The sequence below is a fragment of the Pleurocapsa sp. PCC 7319 genome (assembly GCF_000332195.1).
Taxonomy (GTDB): Bacteria; Cyanobacteriota; Cyanobacteriia; order Cyanobacteriales; family Xenococcaceae; genus Waterburya.
Window position 1 is genome coordinate 3,010,466 of the sequence record NZ_KB235922.1, and the last position, 13,482, is coordinate 3,023,947.

The following is a 13,482-nucleotide window of genomic DNA, read 5'->3' on the forward strand; positions in this document are numbered from 1 at the left end:
TTAGCCATTAGCTATCTTTTTGGTAAATTATTGATATAGCAATACGGACTTACATTAGGACACTCATTACTTATTACTTATTACTTGTTACTTACGAGCAATCAAATAAACTTGTCCTAATACAACTTTGTACGGCTACAAGTTAGTCATTTCACTTAGTAGTCAATATAGATGCTTCCATCAGAGATTGTCATATTAACTAATTCCCCATAATCTAAATAATCTAGTATGTAATTATCATATTTTTGAATATCGCTCTGTACACTAAAATTTTATTTTTTATTGTTGCCGGTTATGTCCTACGAATCACAATTGAATTATCAATCTGGCAAGCTAATTAACCCTGCAAAACTATCCTTATTTATTTCGGTAGCTTTACATTTGCTGGTGCTTAAATTTGGTTTGCCAACATTAAATTTTAATAATGATTCAGGACAAAGAGAAGTTTCTGTAATTGAGTTAAGCCCAGAGCAACAGTCGCGTTTGCCTGATTTATATCCCCAAATAGAAAATCCTAATATCCCTAATATCAACGATTTGCCACCGGTTGATAATAGCAACCCTGCCGCACCATTCGCCATACCTCGTTCATTGATTCCTGGCTTAGGAGATCCTGCTAATCTACCTCCCGTAGCCATTCCGCCACCGCCAAATTTTGATCTTCCTCCTTTACCACCGATAACTGATATCACTTTGCCTCCAATTGGTGATTTGTCACAATTACCTCAACCACCAGAAATTAATCCTCTGGACTTCAAAGTTGATCCAACTGAATTCCCACCTCCAGATACTAATAAACCAGCGTCAGAAACCGCCAAGCCTCAGCAACCAGAAAAGCCACCACAAACTGCAAATAACCCCGAACAAAAGCCAGGTAAAAAACCTCAAGCAAAACCTCAGATTAAGCCCAAACCTGAGGAAATTGCAGCCAAAAAAGTTGCTGAATCGGCGAAGGGAGTAAGAAACCTTCGCCAAAGTCTCAAAAAAAACCAAGCTGGAACCACTAATGAAGATGCAAGGAAAAACTATATCGCTTGGCTAACTAAAGTCCAAGAAATAGAACCTAAAAGAATTGAAGTTCAAGGTACTTATCCGCGAGATGCCTGCATAAGAAGGCTTAAAGGTACAAGTGTATACGGAGTTGTGGTAGACCCTGAGGGAAAAGTTGTTGCTTTAGATTTGATTAAGGGCGCAAAATACCCAATCTTTGATCAACAAGCAAGTCAAGAAATTAGTAAAAGCGTCTTAGAGAATGATACTGGAAAGCCTAAACCTTATCAGGTATTAGTTAACTATAAGTATGATGCCGAAATATGTCCTTCTTTAACTCTTCCCTCTATTAGAAGGGAACAGAAAAATCAAACAACTGAATCAGAGAAAAAACCCGAACAAGCGCCGCAACCAACACCACAAACAGAACCCAAGCCTGCTCCTCAGCCTGAGGCAACCCCTGAACCTAAACCTGCACCTAAACCTCAGCCTGAGGCAACTCCAGTACCGCAACCAACTCCTGCACCGCAACCAACTCCTGCACCGCAACCAACTCCTGTACCGCAACCAACTCCTGTACCGCAACCAACTCCTGCACCAGAACCATTGCCTTCATTACGCGATCGGCTACGAAATATTCCTCTTCCTAATCGCAAGCCCTCGGAATTAAGAGATATTCCTTTACCTGATAAGCCAAATTTCAAAAAATAACTGATCAAAGGTAATGGAGTTAGTTAATACATTGTTGAACAGGACAATTTAATTACTAGCCGTTATATTTCACCAAGGCTAAAATCGGGTTGAACCTTACTCAATAGGATACAAATTATATGCGTGATTCTATGGAAGAAATACAAACTGGCAGGTTTGATTTGCTGGATATCTTGATAGATATTAGACTTACCAACATAACCGAGATCAAAATTGTTCAAGAAGTTGTTAGCTCTATTAATGCCAAGTATCAAGAGCATCAAAAAGATCTTCAGCCTGCAACAGTAGCGGCTTTGATTTTAAATCGTCAAGAAATACCCAACTTATATGCTACTTCTTCTAGAGGTTACAATAAGCAAAGACTTAAATTTCAGAATCAATATAGTGTCTTAGTGCGAGAAGAATTACTACCTTGGGCAATAGACAAAGTTTTAATGGAAAAATTACCACAAAGTTTGCATCAGGATTTGACCATGGCTCTAAATTCCCCCAAAAGCCAAGAAAAATCAGATGAAACTGATCTCTTTGAAATTCTAGCTAATATTAATCTTGCTAATGTAACAGAGTTTCAAGTAATAGAAGAAGCGTTTAATTATATTTATACTAACTATCCAGGGGCAACTGGAAGGATCAACTTATCTGATGTCTGTGCCTTAATTCTCAATCACGAATCTGTATCTTCTTTGTATGCGACTTCTGCCGAAGAATACGAGCAACTTAAACAAACTTATATATCTCAATATCAACCTCAAGTTAAACAGATTATTCACCAGATGGTAGCCAAAGTACATGCAGAAGGCTCCGAACATTCTCTTAGCCAAGATTCTCTAATTTCTGTCAACCATCAAAGACGAAAAAAACTAACTAAATCTTGGAATACTTAATCTTTGCTTATTGTATGCAAATTGAAATTCGACCACTATTAATCAACTATTTATAGTGGTTTTTAGGCTCTTTTCAAATATAGATAATTACAGAAATCGGTGGATAAAAAATTAAACTGGTTGGAAGTTGCGTTTCAATTAGAAGGTTCAGTAGTCAAAACTATCTTGCCACGAATTTTCATTTTTACTAGTTGTGCTTCTGTAATATGCTTGTCACAATATATGATAAAGCAACCTGAGTTTATTTCACATGTTGGCGATCTTACTAACAATGTAGTTTACAATTTGGTTTTGGGTTTATTGCTAGTATTTCGGACAAATACTGCTTACGAAAGATTTTGGGAGGGTCGAAAATCTTTAGGATTGTTAGTTGTCAATGTTCGTAACTTAGCTCGTTTTATTCACTTAAGTATCATCGAAGAAGATCCCAAAGATGGAGAGCAAAAAACTGCTGTTTTAAATCTATTAGGGGCTTTTGCGGTTGCCACAAAACTACAGTTAAGAGGAGAGCCAGCTAACAACGAGCTCAAAGCATTATTAAGCGCTAAACAGTCAAGAGAGATTGATTCTGCTAAACGGATGACATTACAGGTTGCTTTGTGGATTGGAGAATATCTACAGCAACAACTCAAATTAGGCAAGATTGATAGTTCTCAAAGAGTTGAGATGAATAATCTACTAAATAATATGGTAGAAGGTCTAAGTAGTTGCGAGCGAATTTCCCAAACAGCCCTACCAATTGCTTACCGGATCTATCTCAAAAGGTTGATTTTAATCTATTGTCTTTGTTTACCATTTAATCTAATTGAAAAAATGGGATGGTGGACTTTGCCAGTTGTTGCTATTGTCAGTTTTATCTTATTAGGGTTAGAAGAAGTAGGTAATGAGCTAGAAAATCCCTTTCTTTATGGCGTAAATGATCTACCTGTAGATAATCTTTGCAATAGCATTATCTCTGATGTTGAAAGTATAGCTAATTTCTCTTCCGAAGAATTCAGTTCTTTAAGAACAAAAGACTGTGTTTCACTTTAACTCGCATTTTCTAGGATAAATTCAGAATTAAAAGTAAGTAGCTCCAGTTAACTAAATATCTATAAATATCTAGTAGTAATACTTTTGGTAAATTATTGATATCTGATAATTGATAACTGCTTACTATAATGACCAGAGCTATATTTCAACCGCCAAAATTACGTCGAGAAGAGTGCGAGGAAGGAGAACGAAGCGCAACTTGGCTAGAGTTATTTTTTGATCTGATTTTTGTCGTAGCGATCGCCCAATTAGCCCATAATTTTAAAGAAGATTTTAGTTTTTTTGGCTTAGTTAAATTAGCAATATTATTTATTCCTGTCTGGTGGTGTTGGATTGGCGCAACTTTTTACGATACTCGGTTTGATAACGATGGCTTAGTAGATCGTTTGATTACTCTGCTGCAAATGGCGATCGCGGCAACAATGGCGGCGAATATCCATCATGGATTAGACACTTCTTCGGTTAATTTCGCCCTGAGCTATATTGCTTTTCGTGGTGTATTGATTTGCCAATATCTTCATGCGGGATATCATGTGCCTCAAGCAAGACATCTAACTAATTGGTTCGCCTTTGGTTTTACTGGTAGCATCATTTTTTGGCTGGGTTCTATCTTTGTCCCCCTACCTTGGCGTTTTCTACTTTGGGGTTTGGGACTAATCGTTGATTTTGCCACACCATTAACAGCTGGAAAAAGAGTAGTCAAAGTTCCTCCTGACATGGCTCATACTACCGAGAGAATTGGACTATTTACGATTATTGTCTTGGGTGAATCTATAGTTGCTGTAGTTGGTGGCGTATCTGGGAGACAATGGACTCCTGTATCAATTGCGATCGCTTTGTTGGGTTTGTCGATTGCTTTTAGCTTTTGGTGGATGTATTTCGATACTGTCGATGAATCTCCTCTCCATGCTATGAAAAAGGGCAAAATGGGTATTGCGCTTACCTGGCTTTATTCCCATCTTCCTCTAACTATTGGTTTAACTGCCACGGGAGTGGGAGTAGAAAAAATGATTCATGGTTTAGAGAATGATTCTATAACTAGTGAAAAAATACTGTTTTGTGTAGCGGTAGCTTTATGTCTTTTAATTCTCTCAAACCTGCATTGGACGAGTTGTGAACTGGGACAAACTAAATGCAAAAGAATTTTGACTTTTTATCGTCTTGGCGCAGCAGCTTTTGTGCTTACCCTCGCCTTTGCCAGTAATATTTTGTCTTCTTTGGTTATTATTACTTTAGTGGCGATCGCCTGCACGATTCAAATTGTTTTGGATATTTTTAATACTTGTTCTTAATTCAAGCTCAGTTCGGGTTGAGGTAATTTAAGGGTGAGGTCAGCTCTAAGCTCTAAGCTCTAAGCTCTAAGCTCTAAGCTCTAAAAATCTACTGGTTAAGACGTGCTATACAATTCTAAATTTAACTGATGCGTTTCCTGGTCAGGTTGTACCGTCGGTGGAGTATATAGAATACTAGAAAGAGAATCTAAAAAGCTTATAGCTTATGGCTTATAGCTATAAGCTTTTTAGCGAATCACTTGATTTCTTAATTCACACTAGAGGTTACTTATAGGCTTCCAAATCAATTTTTACTGGTTTAATACCCCAGATTTGCTCACAATATTCTTTGATAGTGCGATCGCTGGAGAATTTACCCATACGAGCAGAGTTGAGAATTGACATCTTAGTCCACTTATCTTTGTCTTGGTAAGTTTCAGAAACTCGCTCTTGGCAATCAATATATGCTTGATAGTCAGCTAACAGCATATAAGGATCGTCATACAGTAAAGAATCAACGATAGGCTTAAATAACTTAGTGTCACCGTGACTAAAGTAGCCTTTAGAAACGCGATCAATTACTAATTTTAGTTCTTCATTACTATTGTAGTAAGACATAGGATCGTAACCATCAGCCTTCATTTGATAAACTTCTTCTGCGGTTAAACCAAATAAGAAAAAGTTTTCCGCGCCAGCCTCTTCGCGAATTTCAATATTGGCTCCATCTAAAGTACCAATAGTTAGGGCTCCGTTCATAGCAAACTTCATGTTACCAGTACCAGAAGCCTCTTTACCGGCAGTAGAAACTTGTTCCGACAAGTCTGCTGCTGGATAGATTTTTTGCCCTAAAGAAACATTGAAGTTAGGCAAGAACACTACTTTTAAACGTCCTTTAACATCAGGATCTTTGTTTACTACTTCTGCTACTGAGTTAGCAAATTTGATAATCAATTTTGCCATAAAGTAGCCAGGGGCAGCTTTGCCACCAAAGATAAAGGTGCGAGGCACAATATCAATACTGGGGTTTTGTTTGATGCGATTGTAAAGGGTGATTATGTGCAACACCATTAAATGTTGACGCTTATATTCGTGAATCCGTTTAACTAAGACATCAAAAATAGAATCAACATTTACGTCAACATTCTTTATTTTCTTAATTTGATTTGCCAGGGTAATTTTGTTTTTACGCTTAATCTCTCGCCATTGTTGACAAAATTCAGGATCGTCGATGAATTGTTCAATTTTCCGCATTTCATCGAGATTTTTTAACCAGCTATCACTTTGAATTTTTTCCGTAATCAGTTTTGATAGTCGGGGATTGCTAAGTAAGATCCAGCGACGGGGAGTCACACCATTGGTTTTGTTAAAGAATTTTTCTGGCCACAGTTTGGCAAACCCATGAAGAGTATATTTCTGGAGCAATTGTGTGTGCAATGCTGCCACCCCGTTAATAGCATGACTACCAACACAGGCTAAGTTTGCCATGCGAACTTTTTTGTCTGCCCCTTCTTCAATAATTGAAAGTTCTGTGGTTAAATCGTCATCATCGGGAAACCAAGTGCGAATATCTTCCAAGAAACGATGATTTATTTCATAAATAATCTCGATATGTCTGGGTAGCATTCGGCTAAACAAACTCACTGACCATCTTTCTAGAGCTTCTGGTAGTAAAGTATGGTTAGTATAGGCTAAGGTTTTTTGAGTAATATCCCAAGCTTGATCCCAGTCCATTGCATGTTCATCGATCAATAGACGCATTAACTCGGCTACGGCTACTGCAGGATGAGTATCGTTAAGCTGAATTGCAGCTCTTTCGTGGAAATTGCTTAGATTAGGATGAATATGTAAATGAATGCGAATTAAATCCTGTAGCGAAGCAGAAACAAAGAAAAACTGCTGTGCTAAACGAAGTTCTTTACCCTGAGGTGTATTGTCATTAGGATAAAGTACTTTGGAAATAGTTTCCGAACTCATTTTTTCCCCTACTGCTCGGTCATAGTTACCAGCATTAAAGGCTTCAAAGTTGAATTCTTCACTGGCTTCTGCTTTCCATAATCGCAGAGAGTTCACGGTGTTGGTGCGATAACCTGGTACAGGAGTATCATAGGGTACCGCTTTGACCTTGCGATCGCAAATCCAACTAACGCGATTATGTCCTTTTTCATCGCGATAGACTTCGGTATGTCCGCCCAACTTAACTTCAACTGAGTCTTCAGGGCGAGCAATTTCCCAAGGATTTTGGAACATCAACCAGTTGTCAGGAATTTCGGCTTGCCAACCGTCTCTTAATGCCTGATGGAAAATACCAAATTCGTAGCGAATACCATAACCGATCGCGGGCATTTCCAAATTTGCCAAGGAGTCTAAGAAACAGGCAGCGAGTCTACCTAAACCACCGTTTCCCAAACCAGGATCTGGTTCTTGTTCAATTAGGTCGTCGATGTTTAACCCTGATTCCTTGACTACTTGACGCATCTTTTCGTAGATTCCCAAGGCAATCAAATTATTTTGCAGATGACGACCCATTAAAAATTCTGCGGAGAGATAGCATACTACTTTTACGTTACCCTCGTAATAAGTGCGTCCAGTTTTGATAAATCGATGTAGTAGGCGATCGCGTACTGTATAAGCTAATGCTTGATAGTAGTCGTGAAGAGTAGCGGTCGATTGGTCTTTGCCCTGAACATAAAATAGGTTATCGGCGAAGGCTCGCTTGAGAGTCTCTACGCTCATTCCTGTGCGATCATCTTCCACCTGAATATTTTGATGAGCCGAATTGCTTGTAGTAGCTGTTTGAGCAAGTTGTTGAGAAGTTTTAGTTTCCATGTTTGCTTCTGAGGATTATTTACTTCGAGGATTAGATTATTGGGATAGATAATTGCTTAGGGTATAGACAGGCAACTTCTGCCTAAAAATCGCGCTCAGAATCAACGCTATCTATTTCTAATTTCATATAACTAGCTTCTATTATTGCTATGACAGATCTAACTTAGTCTGTCTATAGAGTACTACTAGATTTATTCATGAGGCTGGGAAAAACCCAAGCCTTAATCTTATTTTTGGTTTAGAAACTGAATTCTCAGTTTAGCATTTTGGTCCCAAACCAATTTTGCCAGCATATAAAGCGCGATCGCCTAATTCTTCTTCAATTCTCAACAGTCGATTATATTTGGCGACTCGCTCGCTACGGCAAAGAGAGCCAGTCTTGATTTGTCCGGCGCGGGTGGCAACAGCAAGATCGGCAATAGTTGTATCTTCTGTTTCTCCTGAACGATGACTAATGACGGAACGATAACCATTGCGAGTAGCTAAATCTATGGTTTCTAAAGTTTCAGTCAGTGTTCCAATTTGATTTAACTTGATTAAAATGGCGTTCCCCACATCCAAGTCAATTCCCTTTTGTAACCTAGTTTTATTGGTCACAAATAAATCATCTCCCACCAGCTGAATTTTTGAGCCCAGCTTTTCAGTCAAGGTTTTCCAGCTATCCCAATCATCTTCATGGAGTGCATCTTCAATGGAAATAATGGGATATTTCTCAACTAGCTCTGTCAAATAATTGATAAACTCATCAGGAGAATGAAGCTCACCATCGTAGTTATAGTTCCCATTTTCGTAAAATTCACTAGCAGCTACATCCATTGCCAAACTGATCTGTTCTCCTGGCTTATATCCGGCTTGCTCGATCGCCGTAATCAATAAATCTAAGGCTTCTTGGTTAGAACCCAGATTCGGAGCATATCCTCCCTCGTCTCCTACACCAGTTAAGAGATTTTTTTCGCCCAAAACCTTACTTAATGAAGCAAAAACTTCAGCTCCCCAACGCAAGGCTTCTTTAAAAGAATCTGCCCCCACAGGCATAATCATAAATTCTTGAAAATCAACGTTATTATCTGCATGGGAACCACCGTTGATCACATTCATCATTGGCACTGGCAAAACGTTAGACAGAGGGCTACCCAGATAACGATATAGAGGTAACTCCACTTCTTCAGCAGCTGCTTTGGCGGTGGCTAAGGATACTGCCAGAATTGCGTTTGCTCCCAAATTTTTCTTATTGGGAGAACCGTCGCGATCGATCATTATTTGGTCGATGGTTGCCTGTTCTAATGCGTCTACCTCTAATAATTCAGGGGTGATTTTTTCTTTAACGTTACGGACTGCGGTTAAGACTCCTTTGCCTCCGTAGCGGTGTTGATCGCCATCTCTTAATTCGTGAGCCTCAAAACTACCTGTGGATGCCCCGCTGGGTACTTGAGCTAATCCGACAACTCCCGTCTCCAGACGTACCTCTGCTTCAATAGTAGGACGACCACGAGAATCTAAAATTTCTCTAGCAGCGATCGCTTCAATTACGGCTTCCGATTGGTTAAGCATCAATTCTCCTCTTAAAAAAAATTATGTATATCTTTGTCGAGATGCTAGCGAAAATTAATATATCTTTTTTTGTGACTATCCAGTCAATTTTTCGCCGTTGCCGATGTGAAGTAAAAAAACTGAGAACATTACTATCCTTAAGATCGATGTTATAAACAATTGAGATTTACTTATGAAAGCTATAAGCTATAAGCCTTAAGCTATAAGCTCTAAAGTTTACTCACTGATCTCCCGATGCAACTAGACATCATCTTTTATTTCGTTTTGCATCCCCTGACATCTGCTAAGCCGTGACTAACATCTCTTGTTCTTTAGCTACCATTGCCAGGGTTAAATCAATTGCACGATTAGAATAGCCCCATTCGTTGTCATACCAGGACACAATCTTGAAGAAGTTACTATTTAACTCCATACCAGCACTAGCATCAAAAATACTGGAGTGGGGATCGCCCGTAAAATCCGTAGAAACTACCGGCTCATTGGTATATCCGAGAACTCCTTTCATTTCTCCTGCTGCTGCTGATGCCATTACTCGGCAGATTTCTGCATAATTAGTAGCTTTCTCGGTGCGAAAGGTAAGATCGACTACGGATACATCAGGTGTAGGGACACGCATTGCCATCCCCGTAAGTTTTCCTGTTAATTCTGGTAATACTAAAGTTACCGCTTTAGCTGCCCCTGTAGATGCAGGGATGATATTTTGCGCTGCACTGCGTCCAGAACGTAGGTCTTTTTTACTAAAGCCATCTACCGTAGGTTGAGTCGCTGTCATAGCGTGGATCGTCGTCATTAATCCTTCTGCTAAACCAAAGTTATCATTAATTACTTTAGCGATGGGAGCTAGACAATTAGTGGTACAGCTAGCATTAGAAACGATCACATCTGTCTGGGGATCAAAACTATCGTGATTAACTCCCACTAGTAGAGTTTTAACTCGATCTGGATCTTTGGTGGGTGCAGAAATAACTACTCTTCTTGCTCCTGCGGTGAGGTGCTTGGATGCTCCCTCGTAAGTGGTAAAGAGTCCAGTGCATTCGAGTACATAATCTACCTCATAATCCCGCCAAGGTAGTTCTTCTGGATTTTTAATCGAAACACAAGGAATATGTTTGCCGTTAACGACAATGCCATCATCCGCTGCTTCGACAGTGCCAGCAAATCGCCCATGAGTAGAATCATACTTGAGAAGATAAGCGATCGCTTCTGCTGGAACTAAATCGTTAATACAGACAAATTCTAGATTGGGATTATTTAGTCCGGCACGAAATACTAATCTACCGATACGCCCAAAACCGTTAATCGCTAGTCTGACAGTTGTCATGAAAATTACTCCCTGATAGTGATAATTCTGATAAATACTTATAGGTTCCCGAATCTTTCTGTTAATTTATCTTGCTAGTAAGATGAGGCTCGATCTTTATTAAATCTGTAAAAGCCACCTTTTGAAACGCCAAAATAATTAAAAAAAAGTAAATTAATTCAGGATTATAAAAGTTAATTTACAGTAAATAAAATTTATAACTTAAAACTGGATCTTAAAGCCCAAAAATTACTTTGTTTTCGGGATCGTCACCTAAATCATCAAGCATTATTTAACTAATGTTACGACGAAATACTAATTTATTTGGGATACAAAGGAAAAGAAATTTAAATGTCTATTTAATTATATGTCTCGATATTTTAGATGGATGCTTGTTTTAAGTTTAACCTTGCTTAACGCTTGTAAAAAAGAATCTCACGAGTTATCTGCTCACTTTCAAGACCAATTTATTCAAGTTTATTTTAATCATCGAGCCAGCAATTTTTCCACTTATATTGATCCTTATCGTGAGATAGAACGTTCAGGAGATAATTTAGAAGCAGTAATTATCGAGCAAATAGCAACAGCTAATGACACTATTGATTTGGCTGTTCAAGAGCTTAACTTGCCTTTAATAGCCCAGGCTTTAGTTAAAAGTCATCGCTCAGGAGTAAAAGTAAGAGTAGTTTTAGATAACAACTATAGTCAATCTTTAAGTGAATTAACCCCTCAGGAAGTTAAACGATTAAATCGACGCGATCGCCAAAAATATAACGAGTATTTCCAATTAGTAGATCTAAATCGGAATGGTACTTTAAGTACAACAGAAATTGCTCAACAAGATGCTTTGGTAATTTTACGTCAAGCAGATATTCCCCTAATTGATGATACTGCTGATGGTTCTAAAGGTAGCGGTTTGATGCATCATAAATATTTGGTTATTGACGGACAAAAAGTAATTGCTGGCTCTGCCAACTTTACCTTAAGTGGTATTCATGGAGATTTTAGTAACCGAGAAACGAAAGGTAATATCAACCATCTCCTAACTATAGATAACGTTGATGTAGCTGGTTTATTTACTGAAGAATTTGATTATATGTGGGGCGATAATTCCGATGGTGGAATTAACAGTAAATTTGGTCTAGCTAAACCATGGCGATCGCCTATATCTATTACCTGGAAAAATACAGAGATTACAATTCAATTTTCTCCTACTTCTAGTAATAAAAAAGATTGGCAACTAAGTAGTAACGGCTCGATTGGGAAGGTACTTAATCAAGCCAATGATTCCATTGATTTAGCTTTGTTTGTTTTTAGTGAACAGGAAATAGCCGATATCCTGCAACAAAAGCAGCAAGAAGGAGTAAAGATTCGGGGGGTTTTTGATCCTAGTTTTGCCTTTCGGTATTACAGTGAAGTATTGGATATGTTAGGAGTTACTTTGTATTATCATTGTCAAGCTGAAGCAAATAATAATCCATGGCAAAAACCTTTAGAAACTATTGGTACGCCACTAGTAAATGTTGGGGACAAACTTCATCACAAGTTCAGCTTGATAGATTCTCAGATCGTAATTTCTGGGTCACAAAACTGGTCAAAAGCAGCAAATTATAATAATGATGAAGCTTTGATTATCATTAATAACCCTACAGTAGCAAAGCACTTTGACCAGGAGTTCCAACGCCTTTATCAGCAAGCTTCCCTAGGATTACCCCAGAGAATTAACAATCAACTTAAGCAGCAACAAAAATGTAATTGACCGCAATTTATAAATCTTCACCTGGCAGTTTTTTTAGACACAGTGATAGATAAATGCCAATATTTATTGACAGATATTTTTAATTGAAGGTTATAATCGTTTCAGATAATTAATTGAATTATATTCTCAATAAGCTGACCTAGAGTTTTTATCACTTGAATTTAATCAAGATAATCAGAAAAAGGTAAATTAATATGAGTAATGGCGATCGCAAAGCTGACTCTGCGGGTAATCACCCTTCAGGGGCTAACAAAGTTAATCAAGAAATTCAGGCTAAGTCTAAGTCTCATCAACTGATAAAAAAAGATGGACAACAATTGAGTCCCATCCTATCAGTCAAATGGACTTGTCGCTGGGACGTATTTCGTCGTTTACAAGCACTAGGAATAGAATGTGAATGTTCTACGAATAAACCCTTGTTAGCTTACTTGGATAGTCCAACTACTGCGGTACAAATACGAAGTGTGATCAGACAATTTAGTGCACCACGTCAAGAGTTAATTGATTGGTTAGATAATTGCTGGCAGGTGAAATACGATCGTCAAAGTAGGTGAGAATTAAGCAAATATAATGACAAAAACTGGTAGCGTAGTTTCTTCCTTTAGTTTTGGGGGAAAATTGACCAAAATTTATACTAAGAAAAATAAAATTAAATACATCAAGTTAGTTACTAAGCAAGGTAAATATTGGCTCAAAATTACGAAGAAGCTCAGAAAAAAGGTTGCTAACTTATCTCGTGGTTGTCAGATAGAAGTAGCGGGAAAATCTAGGCGGAATTCCAAAACTGGCAAAGTTAAGTATGAAGCGCAAACAATTGTTTTAATTCCTCAGGATACAGAACAAACTACGGAAGTTAAAACTAAAATAGTTTCTTTGTTACCTGTATTGGACACTGAGGTTAAATCTAAAGCTAGGGTGTTAATCTGTCAAAAATCCAACTGCTGGAAAAAAGGTGGTCAGAAAGTTTATCGGCAATTAGAATCTACCCTAAGCGATCGCGGATTAAGTAAAGATATTCCCATTAAAAAAACAGGTTGTCTAAAAAAGTGTAAACAAGCACCAACCATAGTTATGTTGCCCGATAAAGCACGTTACAGCAAGGTTAAACCGAAACAAATTCCTGATTTAGTAGACAAACATTTAATTGCTGGCAATTGA

The 13,482-nt window shown here is 38.1% G+C and carries 10 protein-coding genes; 7 read left to right on the forward strand and 3 right to left on the reverse strand.

Annotated features, from left to right (window positions below; all coding sequences use genetic code 11):
• Positions 1-294: 294 nt before the first annotated feature.
• From PLEUR7319_RS0117625 to PLEUR7319_RS0117640, 4 genes are all read left to right on the forward strand, one after another.
• On the forward strand, positions 295-1,701 hold the full coding sequence (locus PLEUR7319_RS0117625) for an energy transducer TonB (protein ID WP_019506546.1): 1,407 nt from the start codon (positions 295-297) through the stop codon (positions 1,699-1,701).
• Between the two features lie 119 nt (positions 1,702-1,820).
• Positions 1,821-2,585 carry a hypothetical protein gene (locus tag PLEUR7319_RS0117630; RefSeq protein WP_019506547.1) on the forward strand — a complete coding sequence of 255 codons (765 nt, stop codon included), beginning with the start codon at positions 1,821-1,823 and terminating at the stop codon, positions 2,583-2,585.
• Positions 2,586-2,684: 99 nt separating this feature from the next.
• A complete protein-coding gene (locus PLEUR7319_RS0117635; protein ID WP_019506548.1) occupies positions 2,685-3,617 on the forward strand; it encodes a bestrophin family protein in 933 nt (310 codons plus the stop codon).
• 128 nt (positions 3,618-3,745) lie between these two features.
• On the forward strand, positions 3,746-4,909 hold the full coding sequence (locus PLEUR7319_RS0117640) for a low temperature requirement protein A (protein ID WP_019506549.1): 1,164 nt from the start codon (positions 3,746-3,748) through the stop codon (positions 4,907-4,909).
• 264 nt (positions 4,910-5,173) lie between these two features.
• Here the strand turns inward: PLEUR7319_RS0117640 and PLEUR7319_RS0117645 are convergent, their stop codons facing one another.
• The 3 genes from PLEUR7319_RS0117645 to gap form a co-directional block, all read right to left on the reverse strand.
• The gene (locus tag PLEUR7319_RS0117645; RefSeq protein WP_019506550.1) at positions 5,174-7,714 is read right to left on the reverse strand and encodes a glycogen/starch/alpha-glucan phosphorylase; all 2,541 of its coding nucleotides are present in this window, start codon (positions 7,712-7,714) and stop codon (positions 5,174-5,176) included.
• A gap of 258 nt (positions 7,715-7,972) precedes the next feature.
• Positions 7,973-9,265, reverse strand: a complete 1,293-nt coding sequence (gene eno, locus PLEUR7319_RS0117650) for a phosphopyruvate hydratase (protein ID WP_019506551.1) — start codon at positions 9,263-9,265, stop codon at positions 7,973-7,975.
• Positions 9,266-9,548: 283 nt separating this feature from the next.
• Positions 9,549-10,586 carry a type I glyceraldehyde-3-phosphate dehydrogenase gene (gene gap / locus PLEUR7319_RS0117655; protein ID WP_019506552.1) on the reverse strand — a complete coding sequence of 346 codons (1,038 nt, stop codon included), beginning with the start codon at positions 10,584-10,586 and terminating at the stop codon, positions 9,549-9,551.
• Between the two features lie 346 nt (positions 10,587-10,932).
• On the opposite strand from gap, the gene PLEUR7319_RS0117660 reads away from it, so the two are divergent.
• From PLEUR7319_RS0117660 to PLEUR7319_RS0117670, 3 genes are all read left to right on the forward strand, one after another.
• Positions 10,933-12,324 carry a phospholipase D-like domain-containing protein gene (locus PLEUR7319_RS0117660; protein ID WP_019506553.1) on the forward strand — a complete coding sequence of 464 codons (1,392 nt, stop codon included), beginning with the start codon at positions 10,933-10,935 and terminating at the stop codon, positions 12,322-12,324.
• 194 nt (positions 12,325-12,518) lie between these two features.
• Complete coding sequence (locus tag PLEUR7319_RS0117665; RefSeq protein WP_019506554.1) at positions 12,519-12,878, forward strand: Asr1405/Asl0597 family protein; 360 nt, start codon at positions 12,519-12,521, stop codon at positions 12,876-12,878.
• Positions 12,879-12,894: 16 nt separating this feature from the next.
• The gene (locus PLEUR7319_RS0117670) at positions 12,895-13,482 is read left to right on the forward strand and encodes a ferredoxin (RefSeq protein WP_019506555.1); all 588 of its coding nucleotides are present in this window, start codon (positions 12,895-12,897) and stop codon (positions 13,480-13,482) included.

Excerpts from the sequence above, each read along its gene's own strand:
- PLEUR7319_RS0117645 (WP_019506550.1), bottom strand. The coding sequence starts at position 7,714 with ATGGAAACTAAAACTTCTCAACAACTTGCTCAAACAGCTACTACAAGC.
- PLEUR7319_RS0117665 (WP_019506554.1), top strand. The coding sequence starts at position 12,519 with ATGAGTAATGGCGATCGCAAAGCTGACTCTGCGGGTAATCACCCTTCA.
- PLEUR7319_RS0117670 (WP_019506555.1), top strand. The coding sequence starts at position 12,895 with ATGACAAAAACTGGTAGCGTAGTTTCTTCCTTTAGTTTTGGGGGAAAA.
- PLEUR7319_RS0117630 (WP_019506547.1), top strand. The coding sequence starts at position 1,821 with ATGCGTGATTCTATGGAAGAAATACAAACTGGCAGGTTTGATTTGCTG.
- PLEUR7319_RS0117640 (WP_019506549.1), top strand. The coding sequence starts at position 3,746 with ATGACCAGAGCTATATTTCAACCGCCAAAATTACGTCGAGAAGAGTGC.
- PLEUR7319_RS0117660 (WP_019506553.1), top strand. The coding sequence starts at position 10,933 with ATGTCTCGATATTTTAGATGGATGCTTGTTTTAAGTTTAACCTTGCTT.
- eno (WP_019506551.1), bottom strand. The coding sequence starts at position 9,265 with ATGCTTAACCAATCGGAAGCCGTAATTGAAGCGATCGCTGCTAGAGAA.
- PLEUR7319_RS0117625 (WP_019506546.1), top strand. The coding sequence starts at position 295 with ATGTCCTACGAATCACAATTGAATTATCAATCTGGCAAGCTAATTAAC.
- gap (WP_019506552.1), bottom strand. The coding sequence starts at position 10,586 with ATGACAACTGTCAGACTAGCGATTAACGGTTTTGGGCGTATCGGTAGA.